We start from the raw sequence: 17,446 nt of genomic DNA on the forward strand, positions 1-17,446 counted from the left end.
GCACCGCTTGAAGAACACCCTCTGGGCCACCTCCTCGGCCCAGGGGGTGTTCCCGCGCATCACACCGCCGACCGCACGCCGCTCAGCCGGCGCTTCAGCCAGGCCGCGGCTTCACGGGGGTCCGCCGCCTCCGTGACGGCGCGCACGACGACCACCCGGTCCGCGCCCGCGGCCAGCACCTCCGGCAGCCGGGCCCGGTCGATGCCGCCGATCGCGAACCACGGCCGGTCCGTCGTGCCGGCCGTGGCGCGCACCAGGTCCAAGCCCGGCGCGGGACGTCCCGGCTTGGTCGGCGTGGGCCAGCACGGGCCGGTGCAGAAGTAGTCCACGCCAGGCTCGACCGCCGCCGCACGCGCCTGGTCGACGTCGTGCGTCGACCGGCCGATGACGACGTCGTCGCCCAGGATCCGGCGGGCGTCCGGCACCGGCAGGTCGTCCTGCCCGAGGTGCAGCACGTCGGCGTCCACGGCGAGCGCCACGTCCGCCCGGTCGTTCACCGCGAGCAGCGCGCCGTGCCGCGCGCACGCCTCGGCGAGCACTTCGAGCGCGGCGATCTCCTGCCTGGCTTCGAGCCCCTTGTCGCGCAACTGCACGATGTCCACGCCGCCCGCGAGCGCGGCGTCCGCGAACTCCGCGAGGTCCGGTCGCGTCGGCGTGCAGAGGTAGAGCCGCGCGTCGGCGAGCCGCCGCCTGATCTGCGTTCCGTCGAGTCCTGGCACGGCCCGCACGGTAACCGGCGGGCCGTTTCTTGCGCTACGGTGGAGGCGGTCCGCACGGGAGCCTGGAAACACCGGGCTGAGAGGGAGCGTGGTTCGCTCCGACCGTCGAACCTGATCCGGGTCATGCCGGCGCAGGGAGCGTGAGTGCCTTGGCAATGCGAGTGACCGTCCTCGGCGGTGGTGTCATCGGCCTGTCCGCGGCCTGGTACGCCGCGCGCGCCGGTTTCCCGGTCGAGCTGGTCGACCACGGTTCGCCGCACGGCGGTTCGTGGGTGGCGGGCGGGATGCTCGCGCCGATCACCGAGGCGTGGCCCGGTGACGAGGACGTGCTGGACCTCGGCGTCGAATCCCTGGAGCTGTGGCCGGAGTTCGCCCGCGAGCTGGGGGTGGAGCTGTCGCCGGCGGGGACGTTGGCGGTGGCCGTGGACCGGGCGGATGCCGAGGTGCTGGACCGGCTGTGCGCCTACCTGGCCACGATGGGGCGGTCCGCGTCCCGGCTGACCGGGCGTGAGCTGCGCGCGTTGGAACCCGGCCTCGGTCCTGTCCGAAGTGGACTGTCGGTGCCGGGTGACCTGGCCGTGGACAACCGGGCGTTGCTGCGCGCGCTGCGCGAGGCGTGCGTCGCGAGCGGGGTGGCGTTCGCGACGGAGTCCACGGAGTCCGACGTGGTGGTGATCGCGGCCGGCGCGTGGAGCCGCGACCTGCACCCGTTGCTGCGCGGCGTGATCCGGCCCGTCAAGGGCGAGATCCTGCGGCTGAAAGCGAGACCCGGCGCACTGCCGCCGCCCCGGCACACGATCCGCGCCCAGGTGTCCGGGCGACCCGTCTACCTGGTGCCGCGCGAGGGCGGGTTCGTGCTCGGCGCGACCCAGTACGAGGCCGGGTTCGACGGCGACGTCACCGTCGGCGGTGTGCGGGACCTGCTGCGCGACGCCGAGGTGGTGTGGCCCGGTATCGCCGAGTACGCGCTGGTCGAGGCCGCCGCCGGGTTCCGCGCGGGCAGCCCCGACAACGCGCCGGTCGTCGACTGGCTCGAACCCGGTGTGCTGGCCGCCACCGGCCACCACCGCAACGGTCTGCTGCTCGCGCCCGTCACGGCGCGGCGGGTGCTCACCCTGCTCCGCGAGGGAGGAAACAGTCGGTGAAGGCGAAGGTCAACGGTCTGGAGCGGGAACTGGCCGACGGGTCGACCGTCGCGTCCGTGCTCGCGCTGCTGGACGCACCGCCCAGCGGGGTCGCGGTCGCGGTGGACGGCGAAGTCGTGCCGCGCGCGGCGTGGGGGACGACCGCGGTGCCCGAAGGCGCCGTGGTCGAGGTGCTGACCGCCGTGCAGGGAGGCTGACGTGGACGACCCCTTGGTGATCGCCGGACGCGAGTTCGGCTCGCGGCTGGTCATGGGCACGGGTGGCGCGGCGAACCTGTCGGTGCTGGAACGCGCCCTGGTCGCGTCCGGCACCGAGTTGACCACGGTCGCGATGCGCCGCCTGGACGCGTCCGGCGGCGGCGTGCTGGACCTCCTGGGCCGGCTGGGCATCTCCGCGCTGCCCAACACCGCCGGCTGCCGCACCGCCGCCGAGGCCGTGCTGACCGCGCGGCTGGCGCGGGAGGCGTTGGAGACGAACTGGGTGAAGCTGGAGGTCGTCGCGGACGACCAGACGCTGCTGCCGGACCCGGTGGAGTTGTTGGACGCGGCGGAGAAGCTGGTCGACGACGGGTTCGTGGTGCTGCCCTACACCTCCGACGACCCGGTGCTGGCGTTGCGGTTGGAGCAGATCGGCTGCGCCGCCGTGATGCCGCTGGGTTCGCCCATCGGGACGGGCCTGGGCATCCGGAACCCGCACAACATCGAGCTCATCGTGTCCCGCGCGTCGGTGCCGGTGGTCCTCGACGCGGGTGTCGGCACGGCGTCGGACGCGGCGTTGGCGATGGAGCTGGGCTGTTCGGCCGTGCTGCTGGCGACGGCGGTGACGAGGGCGCAGGACCCGGAGCGGATGGCGGCGGCCATGCGCGCCGGTGTCGAGGCGGGCCGGCTGGCGCGGCTGGCGGGACGGATCCCGAAGCGGTTCTGGGCGCATGCGTCGAGTCCGGCCGTGGGGTGATTGCCGGACACGGCATGATGGACGCTCATCGTGTCCGTCTGCCCGAGGAGGAGTGCCGTGACGGCCGACCAGGTCGAGGACGCCACCGCCCGGCTGTACCTCGCGATCGGCAGGCTATCCCGGCTGCTGCGGCGCACCGGGTCACCCGGGCTGGGGCCGGGCGCGGTGTCCGCGCTGGCCACGTTGGCGCGGTGCGGTCCGATGCGGTTGGGCGACCTCGCCGGCAAGGAGGGCGTCGCCCCGCCGACCCTGTCGCGGATCGTGGCCGCCCTGGTGGAGGCCGGGTACGTGCGGCGTGAGCCGGACCCGCAGGACGGGCGGGCCTGGCTGGCGACGCCCACGCCGGAGGGCGTGACGATGGTGTCCGGTGTCCGCTCTGCCCGGGTGCGCGAGTTGCAGCGGCGCATCGAGGAGCTGACGCCGGAACACCGGGACGCCCTGGTGAACGCCCTGCCGGCGTTGGAGGAACTGGTCGGCGAGACGACCTGACGCCGGCGTTCGGCCTCCGCACCGCGTCGTCGGCGCTTCAGGCCAGGTCGGACTCGTCCCAGATCCGCAGCACGCCGTCGTTCCCGGACGTGACGAGCACCCGACGCCCGTCGATGTCCGCCGACCCCAGCGCCGTGACGTCGTGCCCGCGCGTGTCGACGTGGCCGGCCTCGGTCCCGTCGGCGGCGTCCCACACCTTGACTCCCGACCCGCCCGCGATGATCAGCGTGCGGCCACCCACCCGCGTCCCGCCCAGGCAGCGCAGCCCACCCATGTCACCGAGCACCGCGGACGTGCCGTCCGGCGACCAGATCCGCACCTTCTCGGAATACTGCTGAGCGGTGACGAAGGCGCCGTCGACGGTGATCACGTCAGCGGTGATCAGCCAAGCGAGCACGACGGCCCCGAACGCGCCGACCGTGTTGCTCGTCCTCGGGCAGGTACGTGGTCAGACCCTCGGCGGCGGCGACCACCGGCCGGCGCATCGCCACGCCCGCCGCCGCGGACGCGTTGATGCCCGCGCGGCGGAAGTCGTACTCGATCCGCGACACGGCGCCGAGAGCCGCCGTGTCACCGAGGACCGGGTGCTGCGCGCGGGCGTCGAGCGCCCGCGCGTACAGCGTCGCCGACATCGTCTCCGGGGCGCCGGTCAGGTCGACCTCCACCCCACCGAAGCTAGCCCTCCAACCGCCACAAAGGCGACACCGGACCGACCCCGCCTCCCAACGGGTACGCGGCGGCCACCGAACGGACGATGAAGTCCTTGCCGAACCGCACCGCCGCCGGCACGTCCGCACCCCGCGCCAGCTGCGACGCGATCGCCGACGCGAGCGTGTCGCCACTGCCGTGGGTGTGCTTCACGTCGTACCGCGGCCCGAGGAACTCGACGAACTCCGCGCCGTCGTACAGCACGTCCAGGCACTCCGGGTCGTCCCACAGGTGCCCGCCCTTCACCAGCACCCACTCCGGGCCCATCGCGTGCAGCGCCTCGGCGGCTTTCCGCTGGTCCGCACGGCTGCGCACGTCGATACCGGTGAGCAGCCGCACCTCGTCCAGGTTCGGCGTGACCAGCGTCGCCCGCGGGAACAGCAACGACCGCAACGCGTCCAGCGCGTCATCGGCCAGCAGCTGGTTCCCGTGCATCGACGCCGCCACCGGGTCGACCACGAACGGTCCGATGTGGACCCGGTCGACCGCCGCCGCGACGGCCTCGATGATCGCCGCCGACGCCAGCATCCCCGTCTTCGCCGCGTCCACCCCGATGTCCGCGGCCACCGCCTCGATCTGCGCCGCCACCACGTCCGGCGGGATCTCGGTGTACCCGGTGACGCCCAGCGAGTTCTGCACGGTCACCGCCGTGACCGCCGTCATCCCGTGCACACCGCACGCGAACAACGTCCGCAGATCGGCCTGCAGGCCCGCACCACCGCCGGAATCCGATCCGGCGATGGTGAGGACCCTCGGTGGCGTGGACGCCATCAGTCCACCCCCCATCAGTCCACTACCGGCAGGTAGACCTTGTTGCCGTGGTCGGTGAACTCGTGCGACTTCTCCGACATGCCCGCCTCGATCGCCTCCACAGTGGACAGACCGCGCTCCTCCGCGTACCGCCGCACGTCCTGGGTGATCTTCATCGAGCAGAACTTCGGCCCGCACATCGAGCAGAAGTGCGCCGTCTTCGCGGGCGACGCGGGCAGCGTCTCGTCGTGGAACGACCGCGCGGTGTCCGGGTCGAGCGACAGGTTGAACTGGTCCTCCCACCGGAACTCGAACCGCGCCTTCGACAGCGCGTCGTCCCAGTCCTGCACGCCTGGGTGACCCTTGGCCAGGTCAGCGCTGTGCGCCGCGATCTTGTACGTGATCACGCCGGTCTTCACGTCGTCCCGGTTGGGCAGCCCCAGGTGCTCCTTCGGCGTGACGTAGCAGAGCATCGCCGTGCCCAGCCACCCGATCTGCGCCGCCCCGATCGCCGACGTGATGTGGTCGTACCCGGGCGCGATGTCCGTGGCCAGCGGCCCGAGGGTGTAGAACGGCGCCTCACCGCACCACTCCTCCTCCAACCGCACGTTCTCCGCGATCTTGTGCATCGGCACGTGACCCGGACCCTCGATCATCACCTGCACGTCGTGCGCCCGCGCGATGTGCGTCAACTCGCCCAACGTCCGCAACTCGGCGAACTGCGCCTCGTCGTTGGCGTCCGCGATCGACCCCGGCCGCAGCCCGTCACCCAGGCTGAACGTGACGTCGTACGTGCGCAGGATCTCGCACAGCTCCTCGAAGTGCGTGTAGAGGAAGCTCTCCCGGTGGTGCGCCAGGCACCACGCCGCCATGATCGACCCGCCGCGCGACACGATGCCCGTCACCCTGCGAGCCGTCAGCGGCACGTACCGCAACAGCACGCCCGCGTGCACCGTCATGTAGTCGACGCCCTGCTCGGCCTGCTCGATCACCGTGTCGCGGTACACCTCCCACGACAGCTTCGCCGGATCGCCGTCCACCTTCTCCAACGCCTGGTAGATCGGCACCGTGCCGATCGGCACCGGCGAGTTCCGCATGATCCACTCGCGGGTCTCGTGGATCCGCTTGCCGGTCGACAGGTCCATGATCGTGTCGGCGCCCCACCGCGACGCCCACACCATCTTCTCCACCTCCTCCTCGATCGAGGAGGTCACGGCCGAGTTCCCGATGTTCGCGTTGATCTTGACCAGGAACTTCTTGCCGATGATCATCGGCTCGGCCTCGGGGTGGTTCCGGTTGAGCGGGATGACCGCCCGGCCGATCGCCACCTCGTCGCGGACGAACTCCGGGCTCATGTTCTCGCGCGCCGCGATGAACCTCATCTCCGGCGTGACGACCCCCGCCTTGGCGTACGCCAGCTGGGTCACCGCCCCGCCGACCGGTTCCCTCTTCGAGATCCAGTCCGCACGCAGTGCGGGAAGTCCACTGTGGACGTCGATGGTCACGTCGTCGTCGGTATACGGACCGGAAGTGTCGTACAGATCGACGTGATCGCCGTTGGTCAGCTCCACCCTCCGAAAGGGCACCCGCACGTCCTCGTCCACCTGGCGGTAGACCTTGTGCGAGCCGGAGATCGGCCCGGTGGTGACACTGGGCTTGACCGAACGGTCGTCAAGTGCCGTCACGACATTCCTCCCTACGCCGGCATTACCCGGTCAGGTTCAGGCGGTCGGCGGCACCGGAGCCCCTGGCCCCAGCCGCCCTCTCAGCCCGCTGTGGCGCGAGCTCCCGCGTGTGTTGAGTTGTCAGTGTGTGTTGAGCTGTCGGCCTGACCATAGCCACGGCCCGGTGTCGATGCCAAGGTGCGGATGCCAACCGCCACCGTTTGCGCGTACCTTTCTCCGCGTGGCTGATCACCGGCCGTTCCCGCCCGGCGCCCGGCGCGTGGCACGCCCCGCCGCGGTCTCGCCGTGCCCGTCGTGCGGCGACCTGGCGGGGCGCGGCTACCCCGGGTGCCGGTTCTGCGCCGAGCTGGTCGACCAGTACTGGCTGCTCGACTGGCAGGTGCTGCTGGCCGCCGAACAGCTCGCCGAAGGCGGCGCGGGGGAGCGTGAGCTGGCCGAACTCGTGCTGGCCGACGAGGTCGGGCTGCACCCGTGGACGTGCACCGACTGGGCCATGAGCCTGCTCGCGTGCTCCCAGTGCGGCGAGGAACTGGGCACCGGACCGGTGGACTGCGTCAGGTGCGCCATGGCCGACGGCCTGCGCTGGTCGTGGGACCACGCCGGGTTCCCGTCGTCCATCACGGCGGGCGAACACGCGCTGCGGGTGGCCCGCGCGACCCTGCGCGCACCGCACCGACGACGTGCGGCGGTCGTCCGCGCGTGGCGTCTGCTGCTGCCGTTCCTGCTGGTGGGGGAGCTGCCGACGGTCGGCCAGGTGCAGCGCATCCGGGCCTCCGTCCTCGCCGGCGCCTACCCCGAACTGGCGGGCTGCACCACCCACGTCGAGCTGGCGTCGTTCCCCGAACTGCCCTGGCGGCGGCCCGAGGGCTCAACGCGCGTCGAACACCAGGCGAAGCCCCGACGCGACGAGGACGCCACCGGAGACACGCTCCAGGACCCGACGCGCACCGCCTCGGACGAGCCGGCCACGGACCCGGTCTAGCACGCCGACCAGCACCAGGTCGGCGGCCGTCCACCCGGTCGGCCCGCCGACACCGACACCGACACCGGCACCGACACCGGCACCGGCCGGGGCTACTCGTCCTCGTCGTCGTCCGCGAACGGGTCCTCGGAGGTCGCCGGGTCCCACGACAGGCCGGGCACACCCCAGCCGTTGGACTTCAGCATCTTCCGCGCCGCCCGCTTGTGCCGCCCCACCAGCCGGTCCAGGTAGATGAACCCGTCGAGATGATCGGTCTCGTGCTGGAGGCACCGCGCGAAGAACCCGGTCCCCTCGACCTCGACCGGCTTGCCGTCACCGTCGGAACCGGTCACCTTCGCCCACGACGCCCGCCCCGTCGGGTACGACTCGCCCGGCGCGGACAGGCAGCCCTCGTAATCGTCGTCCGGATCCGGCATGCCCAGCGGCACCTCGGACGTCTCCAACGTCGGGTTCACCACCACACCCCGGTGCCGCACACCCTCGTCGTCCGGGCAGTCGTAGACGAACAACCGCAGGTCGACCCCGATCTGGTTGGCCGCCAGCCCCACACCGTGCGCCGCCGCCATCGTCTCGTACATGTCGTCGATCAGGGCGCGCAGCGCGTCGTCGAACACCTCGACCGGGCGGGTCGGGTTGTGGAGCACGGGATCTCCGGCGATCCGGATCGGGTGAACTGCCATGGCGTCCAGCCTATCGGCGCGTCGATCCGGACGCGCCGACCGATGAGCCGACCCTCGCGAAGATCACGTGATGTAATGGCACCCACGCACGGGACACGGCTGAGGAGCCAGATGGACGCCGCAGAGGCACTGGCGCCGGCGGAGGGGCCGGACGACGGTTTGAGCGACCGGGAGCGCGAGATCCTGGCCTTCGAACGCCAGTGGTGGAAGTACGCGGGTGCGAAGGAACAGGCCGTCAAAGAACTGTTCGACATGTCCGCGACGCGGTACTACCAGCTGCTCAACGCGTTGATCGAGAAGGAAGAGGCGTTGGCCGCCGATCCGATGTTGATCAAGAGACTGCGCAGGTCCCGCTCCGGCAGGCAACGCGCCCGCGCGGCGAAGCGGCTGGGCGTCGAGCGCCGATGACGAATCCGGAACAGCCGGCGGGCCCCGCGCACCCGGCACGCGCCCTGGGCTACGCGCTGATCGGCGTGGCCGTCATCGCCCTCGTGATCGGCTTGGTCAGCCTGTTCATCGGCGGCCCGGACGACGACCAGCCCACCGCCCAGCCGACCACGCCGTCCACCACCTCGGACACCTCGTCGGCGACCGGCGATCCGACGACCCCGTCCCCCGCGCCGTCCGAGACGTCCCCGACCACGGGCGCGCCCACGACGACGACCGGCAACCCGGGCGCGACCACCACGACCACCCCGCCACCACCGGTGACCACGACCCAGAAGCCCCCGGTGCGCGTCTACAACAACAGCACCACCCAGGGCCTGGCCGGTCGCGCGTCGGACGACGTGGAACGAGCCGGTTGGCAGGTCGCCGAAAAGGGCAACTACTCGCAGGGCCTCATCCCGACCACCACGGTCTACTACCGGCCGGGCACCGACGAGGAAGCCTCCGCCCGCGAACTCGCGCAGATCCTCAACGCCCGGGTGGAAGCCCGCTTCGACGGCATCCAGGACGCGCACGCGGGCATCATCGTGATCGTCACCAACGACTACAAGGGCCCCTCACCCAAGGGCTCCTGACCCTCCCGCACGGTCACCCGTGCGGGGTGACCGTGCGGGACCACGGTCACCGTTCGCGGGACTTGGCGTAGGCGGCGAGGGTCGCGAGCTGCACCGGGTCCAACGAGGGCCGGACGGCCGCACGCGCCGAGGCGAGGTGGGCACCCGTCACCTCCGCCGCCGCCAACGACTCCCGCATCGCCGTCAACGCGGCCTCGCGGATCAACGCCGCGCAGTCCGCCGCCGAATACCCGTCCAACTCCTCGGCCAACGCACCGAGATCCACATCCGACGCCAACGGCGTGTTCCGGGACGACGCCCGCAGGATCTCCGCCCGCGCCTCGGCGTCCGGCGGCGGCACGTACACCAGCCGCTCCAACCGGCCGGGCCGCAGCAACGCCGGGTCCACGAGCTCGGGCCGGTTCGTCGCGCCCAGCACGATCACGTCACGCAGCGGCTCGACCCCGTCCAACTCGGTCAGCAGAGCAGCCACCACCCGATCGGACACACCGGAATCGGACGACTGCCCGCGCCGGGGCGCCAACGCGTCGACCTCGTCCAGGAACACCATCGCGGGCGCGGCCTCGGCGGCACGTCGGAACAACTCGCGAACCGCCCGCTCGGACTCGCCGACGAACTTGTCCATCAGCTCCGCGCCCTTGACCGACAACACGTTCAGCCGCCCGGACCCGGCCAACGCCCGCACCAGGAACGTCTTACCGCACCCCGGCGGCCCGTACAGCAGCAACCCGCGCGGCGGCGCGACACCCAGGCGGGCGAAGGAATCCGGGTACTGCAGCGGCCACAACGCGGCCTCGGTCAACGCCTGCTTGACCTCGACCATGTCGCCGACGTCGTCCAACGTCAGGCCACCGGTCCGCAAAGTGTCCGAAGTGGACATCGAGATCGGTCGGACGACCTCCAACGCGCCCAACAGGTCCGCCTGCCCGACACGGGGCTCGTCCACGTCCCGCTGCCGCAAAGCCGCCCGGACCGCCGCCTCCCGCCGCAACGCCACCAGATCCGCCACGACGAACCCGGGCGTCCGATCCGCGACCGCACCCAGGTCCACATCGGACTCCACCGGCACGTCCCGCAGCAGAACCCGCAGCAATTCGGTCCGCCCGCCGCCGTCGGGCAACGGCAGCACCAGCTCCCGATCCACCAACTCCGGCACCCGGAGCCTCGGGTCGATGGCCTCCGGATGCGCGCTGGTGACCACCAACGCGACCCCGTCGGGCCGCCCGCGCAACGCGTCCAACACCACCGTCGCCACCGGCGGAGGCGTGGCTGCCGGCAACAGGGCCTCGACGTCGGTCAACAACAACACCGCCGGCGCCTGTGCCTGCGCCGAAGCCAGCGCGTCCGCCACCCGCTGCGCCGCCGCGTTCGCCTCCAACACCGCGATGCTGGGCGCCGCAACCTCCACGACCGCCGCCTTGGCCCCGTGCGCGACGGCCCGCACGAACGTCGTCTTGCCAACCCCCTCGGGCCCGCTCACCAGCGCCGCCAACCGCGCCGTAGCACCGAGCCGGGCCAGCAACTCGGGGTGGCTGAACGTCAGGTCCAGCCACTCCGCCAGCCGCTTCGCAGCCTCCTGCTGCCCCACCAGATCCGCGACCGGCACAGCGGGCACGACCCGCGCCACAGCCTCGACCGCCGCCACCGACGACCCACCACCCACGCCGGCCGCCCCCGCCGAAACCACACCGCCCGAACCCGAGCCCGCCGCACCAGGCGCACCCAAACCCGCCGCACCAGGCGCACCGGCCGCACCCGAACCCGCCGCACCCCCGCGCGCCGAACCCCCACCCGCCACGACCGCGGGCGCGTCACCGGTGCGCGGACCGTCACGCCAGCCGACCACCGTCGACGGCTGCACGGCCACCGGCCCACCGGCGGGGTCGGCGGCCGTGATCGTCAGCAGCTCGTTGGTCCACGTCATGCCGATCGCGTTGGACAGCTTCCGCCGCGTGGCGCTCACGTCCGCGCCGGGCGGCGGTGCCAGGTCCTGCGGCAGCAGCGACACCGCGTCGCCGACGGTCAGCACCTTGCCGGTCAGCGCCATGCGCAGCGTCTCGGGCGTCAGCGACGTGCTCGCCAACCGCGACCCGGCCACCGTCACCGTGCGGGCGGCGGCGACGTCGACCGGGGCCACCACCACCTCCGCGCCTTCCACCACGCCGAGGTTCGACAGCGTCACGTCGTCCACGAACACCACGCCGGGCGCGCCGTCGCCGGCCGTCGCGGCGGCCAGTGCGGCGCTCACCCGTGCGCCCGTCAGGCGCACCGCGTCCCACGCACGCAGGCCCAGCGCGTCCAGCACCTCCGGGTGCAGGCGCACCACCCCGCGCCGGGTGTCCAGGGCCGAGGGGGACAGGCGGGCGGTCAGGGTGATCACGGCGTCGAGCGTAGTGGGGGTCAGCGTGGTTCGGCGGGTGTGGTCGGGGCGGGTGTGGGGTGTGGGGTGTGGTCGGGGTGGGTGGGGCGGGGGTTGGGTGCGGTCCTCGTTGTTCCAACCGACGTTTCACATCGGAAATAACAGCGTTTCCGTACTTGATCGGGCGATGATCACCCGATCGTGTATCCCGTTCTCAAGTAAAAGTGCAGGTCAGACACAGTGTAGAAGATCATGGGCAGTCGTGCCGGCGTGCAGAAGATCAAGGCCGGTCGTGCCGGCGCAAGCCGATCTGCCGCCACCCGCGCCGCTTGCCGGGCCGCGGCTGGCCGTTCGTCTCCGCCGCCACCTGCGTCGGGTCGACCGCCCGCCGGGGCCGCCGCACGGCACGCATCGCCGCGCCCGCCACCCGTCCACCGAGAGGCTGCCGCAACCCCAACCGCCGCGCCGCCACACCGTGGGCCCGCTTGATCGCCCGCCGGTCCGCCGCCGCCACCGACCACGCCTCCGGGTGCTTCGCCAGCCACCGGTACCGCCGCACCGAGTACGGCAGGTGCCCGAGGTACACCAGCATCGCCGCGATCAACGCCACCAGCGGGAACGTGATGACCGCCGCCGCCAGCAACCCGACCAGCACCAACAACGGCGCGACGAACCTCGGCGGCACCTTGATCGTCTTCACGGACAGCGTCGGGATCCGGCTCACCAGCAGCATCGCGATCCCGACCGTCCACACCGCGACGACGATCTTCTCCGACCACCACCCGGACCGGCCCAGCTGCTCGTCCACGATCAGCGGCAGCAGCAGCAACAAGCCACCGGCCGGCGCCGGCACGCCCACGAAGAACTCCTTCGCGAACGGCGGCTGCTCCACCTCCAGCAGCGTGTTGAACCGCGCCAACCGCAGCACCATGCACACCGCGAAGATCAACGCGACGACCCAGCCCTCACGACCCGGGTCGAACTTCCACACGTAGATCACCAGGGCGGGCGCGACGCCGAACGAGATCGCGTCGGCCAGCGAGTCCAGCTCCGCGCCCATCTTGCTGGTCGCGTCGAGCAGCCGGGCGATCCGCCCGTCCAACCCGTCGAACACCGCCGCCGCCGCGATCGATCCGATCGCCGCTCCGTACATCCCGCTGATCGCGAAGTGCACGGCCGACAGCCCCGCGCACATCGCCAGCACCGTGATGGCGTTCGGCAGAAGCCTTATCCCCGGCCCGCTGGGAGCCATCCGCTCAGCCCTCCGGGAGCTCGGCGAGCACGGTCTCGCCGCCGATGGTGCGCTGCCCGGCCTCGACCAGCACCCGGCTGCCCGAAGGCACGTACAGGTCGACCCGCGAGCCGAACCGGATCAGGCCGTACGTCTGCCCGACCCCGACCTTGTCGCCCTCGACGACCTCGCACACGATCCGCCGCGCCACCAGGCCCGCGATCTGCACGACCACCACGTCCTGCCCCGACGGCGTGCTCAGCCACACCGTGTTGCGCTCGTTGTCCTCGCTCGCCTTGTCCAGGTCCGCGGACAGGAACTTCCCGGGCCGGTACGACACCTGCCGCACCAGGCCGGCCACGGGCACGCGCTGCACGTGCACGTCGAACACCGACAGGAACACGCTGATCCGGGTCATCGGCGCGGAGCCGAGCCCGAGTTCGGCGGGCGGCGCGGCCTCGACGACGTGCGACACCGTGCCGTCGGCGGGTGCGACCGCGACGCCGGGACGGGTGGGTGTGGTGCGCCTGGGCTCGCGGAAGAACCACGCGACCCACGCGGTCAGCAGCGCGCCCGCGATGCCGAAGCGCTTGGAGAACCGGCGCAGCAGCAGTGTCGCGACGGCTGCGCCGGCCACGAAGGGACGGCCCGCGGGGTGCATCGGGGGAACGATCCCCCGGGCGAGCTCGAGGAAGTGGGAGACGGCACCACTGTTCTTGTCGCGATCGACGGTCATGGCTCTTCCGTGTCAGGGCGGTGCTTCCGGCGCGCCACACGCTACGCGGCTCCACCGGCCCTCGTCCGGCCCGCCCGTGCGTCCCCCGACGAACGCACGGACCGACCGGAACGAGGACAACTCAAGTGTAATCCTGGTCACACTCCGTGATCGACGTCGGAGTGTCAACCCCAAACTACTCTCCGTGCAGCAGGCGCACCGCGACCTCGGCCCCGGCCGCGAGTTCCGTGACGTCCTCGGGCACCTCGATCAGGCAGTTGCTGATCGCCAACGCCGACAGCAGGTGCGAACCCGGCCCGCCCACCGGCGTCACCACCTGACCCGAAGCCGGGTCGTACGCGCCGCGCCGGAACTGCGTGCGTCCCGCCGGCGAGGTGATCGGCGCGCTCAACCGCGCGGCGGCGGTCGGCCGTTCCACGGTGGCGAAGCCCATGGCCGCCCGCAGCGCGGGCCGGATGAACACCTCGAACGACACCTGCGCGCTCACCGGGTTCCCGGGCAGCGTCGCCACCGCCACACCCTGGTAGCGCCCCGCGCCCTGCGGCCCGCCCGGCTGCATCGCGACCTTCGTGAACTCCACGCCACGACCGGTGAACGCGTCCTTCACCACCTCGTACGCCCCCGCGCTCACCCCACCGGACGTGAGCAGCAGGTCGACCGACGCCAACCGCGGCGCGATCGCCGCGTGGAACTGCTCCACGTCGTCCGGCACGAACCGCAGCAACTCCGCCTCGCCGCCCGCCTCGCGCACCGCCGCGGCCAGCATCACGCCGTTCGACTCGTAGATCTGCCCCGGCTCCAACGCCACACCCGGCCCCACCAGCTCGGACCCGGTCGACAGCACCAGCACCCGAGGCCGGCGACGGACGGGCAGCGAACCGAACCCCAGCGCCGCCGCCAACCCCAACTGCGCCGGACCGAGCGTGACGCCGGCACGCAGCACCGTCGTGCCCACGGCCACGTCGTCCGCCATCCGCCGCACGTTCGCCCCGACCGCCACCCCGCGATCGACCCGCACCACCGACGTGCCGCCGTCCGTCCACTCCACCTGCACCACGGCGTCCGCACCCGGCGGCATCGGCGCACCCGTCATGATCCGGTGCGCGGTGCCGGGCTCCAACGGCGCCAGCGACGTCCGCCCCGCCGGGATGTCCTCCGCCACCGGCAACTCCACCGGGACCGACGCCACATCCACCGCGCGCACCGCGTAACCGTCCATCGCCGAGTTGTCGAACGGCGGCAACGGCACCGGCGCGACCACGTCACCGGCCAGCACCAACCCCAGGCAGTGCTCTTCGTCTTGTCGGCTGGCCACCGGCAGTTCCACCACCGGCATCAGCCCGACGAGCCCGGCGACACGGGCCTTGTGATCAGCGACTCGACTCAGCCTGTTCGACACGCACACCATCCTGCCGCCCGCGTGGCAGACTGCTCCAACCGGTGCTGATCACGACAGGGGGAAAGTTGCAGGTCCGGACCCGCCACACCCCCACGTTCGGGGTGGCCCGACTCGTCCTGGCACCCGGTGAACCGGTGGTGGTCGAGCGCTCCTCGGTGCTCGCGACCAGTTACGGGATCGGCATCGACCACAGGACCAAGGCGCCCGGCGTCACCGCCGCGCTGTGCACCGCGGGCGCCGAAGGCGGCTGGGTGGACGTCGCCCCGCCCCTGCCCGGCGACCTGCACGTGCTCGAACTCGACGGCAAGACCGGCTGGTGCGTCACCCGCAACAGCTGGCTCGCCTGCGCCGCCACCGCGCACCTCGACCCCGCCGCACCGCCCGTGCGCGCCCTCCACGGCGGCGACAACGGCTTCCTCACCTACGCCTTCGGCACCGGGCCCGTCGTGCTCAGCTGCTACGGCACCCTCGACGTGGTGACCCTCGACCCGGGCGAGCTGGTCACCTTGAGCAGCGGGCACGTGGTCGCGTTCGCCGACACGGTCCAGTGCCGGCTGCGCGCCGTTTCCCCGGACGCCCCCCAATCCGTGCGGAATGGCGAAGGACTCGTGCTCGACTTCGCCGGTCCCGGTTTGGTGCTCACCCGGACCCGCAGCCCGCGAGGACTTGTCAGTTGGTTGCGCGACAACGGATTCAGCGCCCGCTCATGACTCCATAAGGAGGTATCGGGGAACCCCCTCGTGCCTCTAGCGTGGCGGTTTGCTCAAGGTATTTCTCAAAGGAGGACGTCTTGGCTGTCGGCACGGTCAAGTGGTTCAACTCGGAGAAGGGGTACGGCTTCATCGCCGCCGACGGCGGGCCGGATGTCTTCGTGCACTACTCGGCGATCCAGATGGAAGGCTTCCGCACGCTGGCCGAGGGTGACCGCGTGGAGTTCGAGATCCAGGCGGGCCGCGACGGCCGCAGCCAGGCATCGGACGTCCGGAAGGCATCGTGACCTCCGCCCGACCCGCTGCGCGGCGGGTCGGGCCGCTTTCCCGGTGCGTGGCTTCCCGGTGTGCGGCTTCCCCGGGTGTGGCTTCCGGGTGTGTGTTTGCCGTCAATGCCGGGAACCGCGCGCAAGCCCTTGTCCGCGGACGTTAGGCTCCCTCGCGTGTCGGAGGACCTGAGCGGGCGACGGCTGGGCCATTACCGGATCGACGGGGTGCTCGGCCGAGGTGGCATGAGCGTGACCTACAAGGCCACGGACGTCAGGCTCGGTCGCAAGGTCGCGCTGAAGGTCATCGGCGAACACCTCACCGCGGACGCCGAGTTCCGCGAGCGGTTCGTCGACGAGGCCCGCAACACCTCGGCGATCGACCACGCCAACATCGTGCCGCTCTACGACTTCGACGAGGTCGACGGGCTGCTCTACATCGCCATGCGGCTGGTCGACGGCCAGGACCTCGCGTCGCACATCAAGGACGGCCCCCTCTCGCCCGCGCGCACCCTGACGCTGCTCGGCCAGGTCGCCGAGGCGCTGGACATGCTGCACGGCAAGGGCCTCGTCCACCTCGACGTGAAACCGGCCAACGTGCTGGTCACCGCCAAGGAAGCCGCGGGCGAGCACGTCTACCTGGCCGACTTCGGCCTCACCCGGCGCGGCGCCACCGGGCACCGCACCCGCACCGGCGACTTCCTCGGCTCACCCACCTACGCCGCGCCCGAGCACCTGCGCGGCGAACCGCTCGACGGCCGCACCGACCAGTACGCGCTCGCGTGCATGGTGTACGCGTGCCTGTCCGGGCGGCCACCGTTCCAGGGGTCCGTGCAGGACGTCATCCAGGGCCACCTCGGCTCCGAGATCCCGCCGCTGACCGCCGTGGTGGCGCTGCCGCCGGCCATCGACGACGTGCTGCGCAAGGGCACCTCCAAGGACCCGTCCCAGCGGTACGGCTCGTGCGTCGAGCTGATCGCCGCGGCGCGCGTCGCGCTGTCCGCCGCGCCCCAGGGCGCCCCGCCGCCCCGCCGCACGGACTCCGGCCCGTTGCCGATGGGCGCGCAGCAGATGGGCCCGCAGACCGGTGGCGTGCCCGCGCAGCAGCCCCAGTACCGGCCGCCCTACCAGCAGCAGCCGGGCTTCCTGCAGGAGCCGGTGCGGCTGCGCCCGCCCGCGCAGGTCGGCGCCAGCGCGTTCACCACCACCGCCAAGTCCCGGCCGTCGTGGCTCGCGCCCGTCATCGCCGGCGCGGTGGCGATCGTGCTGATCATCGTCCTCGTGGTGATCCTCACTCCGAAGGACGAACCGCCGCGCCAGGGCGGCACCGGCGGCACCAGCCAGTCCATCGAGGTCGGAGGCACGACGAGCAGCAAAGCGCTGCCCACCAGCGTGCCCGTTCGCACGTCCCGCTGACCTCGATTTCTTGCACTCTCCTCGGTCGAGTGCTAAACACGGTATTGGCACTCGGAACACCCGAGTGCCAACACGCAGGCTGGGACGGTGAGGCCGGTCCCCCTCCGGGGGCAGGTCGTCCGTCGCGGGCACCGAGTCCTGGCCGAAGCACCGTGTTCCGCTGTGGGCGCGAGCCCGCAGTGGCCCCATTCGTAA

The 17,446-nt window shown here is 72.0% G+C and carries 20 protein-coding genes and 1 riboswitch; of the genes, 10 read left to right on the forward strand and 10 right to left on the reverse strand.

Features of this window, described 5'->3' with window-relative positions; translation table 11 throughout:
* Nucleotides 1-59 precede the first annotated feature (59 nt).
* Nucleotides 60-719: a thiamine phosphate synthase gene (gene thiE, locus FM051_RS27675; protein ID WP_158848332.1), complete on the reverse strand. Its 660-nt coding sequence runs from the start codon at nt 717-719 to the stop codon at nt 60-62.
* Between the two features lie 44 nt (nt 720-763).
* Nucleotides 764-874: riboswitch (TPP riboswitch) on the forward strand.
* On the opposite strand from thiE, the gene thiO reads away from it, so the two are divergent.
* From thiO to FM051_RS27695, 4 genes are read left to right on the forward strand one after another with little or no spacing between them, the layout of a single operon-like run.
* Nucleotides 875-1,864 carry a glycine oxidase ThiO gene (gene thiO / locus FM051_RS27680; protein ID WP_158848573.1) on the forward strand — a complete coding sequence of 330 codons (990 nt, stop codon included), beginning with the start codon at nt 875-877 and terminating at the stop codon, nt 1,862-1,864.
* Nucleotides 1,861-2,061, forward strand: coding sequence for a sulfur carrier protein ThiS (gene thiS, locus FM051_RS27685; RefSeq protein ID WP_158848334.1), 201 nt, complete (start codon nt 1,861-1,863; stop codon nt 2,059-2,061). The genes thiO and thiS overlap by 4 nt, the downstream gene beginning before the upstream one ends.
* A 1-nt stretch (nt 2,062) precedes the next feature.
* Entirely contained in the window at nt 2,063-2,818 is a 756-nt protein-coding gene (gene thiG, locus FM051_RS27690) for a thiazole synthase (RefSeq protein ID WP_158848336.1), read from the forward strand.
* Between the two features lie 57 nt (nt 2,819-2,875).
* Complete coding sequence (locus FM051_RS27695) at nt 2,876-3,307, forward strand: MarR family winged helix-turn-helix transcriptional regulator (protein ID WP_158848338.1); 432 nt, start codon at nt 2,876-2,878, stop codon at nt 3,305-3,307.
* 37 nt (nt 3,308-3,344) lie between these two features.
* Here the strand turns inward: FM051_RS27695 and FM051_RS27700 are convergent, their stop codons facing one another.
* From FM051_RS27700 to thiC, 4 genes are read right to left on the reverse strand one after another with little or no spacing between them, the layout of a single operon-like run.
* On the reverse strand, nt 3,345-3,704 hold the full coding sequence (locus FM051_RS27700; protein ID WP_158848340.1) for a WD40 repeat domain-containing protein: 360 nt from the start codon (nt 3,702-3,704) through the stop codon (nt 3,345-3,347).
* Nucleotides 3,679-3,972, reverse strand: coding sequence for a hypothetical protein (locus tag FM051_RS27705; RefSeq protein WP_158848342.1), 294 nt, complete (start codon nt 3,970-3,972; stop codon nt 3,679-3,681). The genes FM051_RS27700 and FM051_RS27705 overlap by 26 nt, the downstream gene beginning before the upstream one ends.
* Nucleotides 3,973-3,982: 10 nt before the next feature.
* Nucleotides 3,983-4,786 (reverse strand): bifunctional hydroxymethylpyrimidine kinase/phosphomethylpyrimidine kinase, encoded by an 804-nt coding sequence (gene thiD / locus FM051_RS27710; protein WP_158848344.1) that lies wholly within the window; start codon nt 4,784-4,786, stop codon nt 3,983-3,985.
* Nucleotides 4,787-4,800: 14 nt separating this feature from the next.
* On the reverse strand, nt 4,801-6,450 hold the full coding sequence (thiC, locus tag FM051_RS27715) for a phosphomethylpyrimidine synthase ThiC (RefSeq protein WP_158848346.1): 1,650 nt from the start codon (nt 6,448-6,450) through the stop codon (nt 4,801-4,803).
* Between the two features lie 220 nt (nt 6,451-6,670).
* Between thiC and FM051_RS27720 the strand changes: the two genes are divergently transcribed.
* Nucleotides 6,671-7,432 carry a hypothetical protein gene (locus FM051_RS27720; RefSeq protein WP_202919051.1) on the forward strand — a complete coding sequence of 254 codons (762 nt, stop codon included), beginning with the start codon at nt 6,671-6,673 and terminating at the stop codon, nt 7,430-7,432.
* A 92-nt stretch (nt 7,433-7,524) separates the two neighbouring features.
* Here FM051_RS27720 and FM051_RS27725 read toward each other — a convergent pair whose 3' ends face one another.
* Entirely contained in the window at nt 7,525-8,112 is a 588-nt protein-coding gene (locus FM051_RS27725; RefSeq protein ID WP_158848348.1) for a peptide deformylase, read from the reverse strand.
* Between the two features lie 111 nt (nt 8,113-8,223).
* Here FM051_RS27725 and FM051_RS27730 point away from each other — a divergent pair, with 111 nt between their 5' ends.
* Both FM051_RS27730 and FM051_RS27735 read left to right on the forward strand, forming a co-directional pair.
* Nucleotides 8,224-8,520, forward strand: a complete 297-nt coding sequence (locus FM051_RS27730) for a DUF3263 domain-containing protein (RefSeq protein WP_158848350.1) — start codon at nt 8,224-8,226, stop codon at nt 8,518-8,520.
* Nucleotides 8,517-9,134: a LytR C-terminal domain-containing protein gene (locus FM051_RS27735; protein ID WP_158848352.1), complete on the forward strand. Its 618-nt coding sequence runs from the start codon at nt 8,517-8,519 to the stop codon at nt 9,132-9,134. Before FM051_RS27730 ends, FM051_RS27735 begins: the two co-directional genes overlap by 4 nt.
* Before the next feature lie 46 nt (nt 9,135-9,180).
* Here the strand turns inward: FM051_RS27735 and FM051_RS27740 are convergent, their stop codons facing one another.
* The 4 genes from FM051_RS27740 to moeA all read right to left on the reverse strand — a co-directional run bounded on the left by FM051_RS27740 (nt 9,181) and on the right by moeA (nt 14,868).
* Nucleotides 9,181-11,514 carry an AAA family ATPase gene (locus FM051_RS27740; RefSeq protein WP_158848354.1) on the reverse strand — a complete coding sequence of 778 codons (2,334 nt, stop codon included), beginning with the start codon at nt 11,512-11,514 and terminating at the stop codon, nt 9,181-9,183.
* Between the two features lie 259 nt (nt 11,515-11,773).
* Complete coding sequence (gene pssA / locus FM051_RS27745; RefSeq protein ID WP_158848356.1) at nt 11,774-12,745, reverse strand: CDP-diacylglycerol--serine O-phosphatidyltransferase; 972 nt, start codon at nt 12,743-12,745, stop codon at nt 11,774-11,776.
* 4 nt (nt 12,746-12,749) lie between these two features.
* Nucleotides 12,750-13,460 carry a phosphatidylserine decarboxylase gene (locus tag FM051_RS27750; protein ID WP_158848358.1) on the reverse strand — a complete coding sequence of 237 codons (711 nt, stop codon included), beginning with the start codon at nt 13,458-13,460 and terminating at the stop codon, nt 12,750-12,752.
* A 175-nt stretch (nt 13,461-13,635) separates the two neighbouring features.
* Nucleotides 13,636-14,868 carry a molybdopterin molybdotransferase MoeA gene (moeA, locus tag FM051_RS27755; protein WP_158848360.1) on the reverse strand — a complete coding sequence of 411 codons (1,233 nt, stop codon included), beginning with the start codon at nt 14,866-14,868 and terminating at the stop codon, nt 13,636-13,638.
* A gap of 56 nt (nt 14,869-14,924) precedes the next feature.
* Between moeA and FM051_RS27760 the strand changes: the two genes are divergently transcribed.
* The 3 genes from FM051_RS27760 to FM051_RS27770 all read left to right on the forward strand — a co-directional run bounded on the left by FM051_RS27760 (nt 14,925) and on the right by FM051_RS27770 (nt 17,251).
* A complete protein-coding gene (locus FM051_RS27760) occupies nt 14,925-15,569 on the forward strand; it encodes an AIM24 family protein (RefSeq protein ID WP_158848574.1) in 645 nt (214 codons plus the stop codon).
* Between the two features lie 80 nt (nt 15,570-15,649).
* Entirely contained in the window at nt 15,650-15,856 is a 207-nt protein-coding gene (locus FM051_RS27765) for a cold-shock protein (RefSeq protein ID WP_033432301.1), read from the forward strand.
* Nucleotides 15,857-16,012: 156 nt separating this feature from the next.
* Nucleotides 16,013-17,251: a serine/threonine-protein kinase gene (locus tag FM051_RS27770; protein WP_158848362.1), complete on the forward strand. Its 1,239-nt coding sequence runs from the start codon at nt 16,013-16,015 to the stop codon at nt 17,249-17,251.
* Nucleotides 17,252-17,446 lie beyond the last annotated feature (195 nt).

This window comes from Saccharothrix deserti, assembly GCF_009769385.1.
Taxonomy (GTDB): domain Bacteria; phylum Actinomycetota; class Actinomycetes; order Mycobacteriales; family Pseudonocardiaceae; genus Actinosynnema; species Actinosynnema deserti.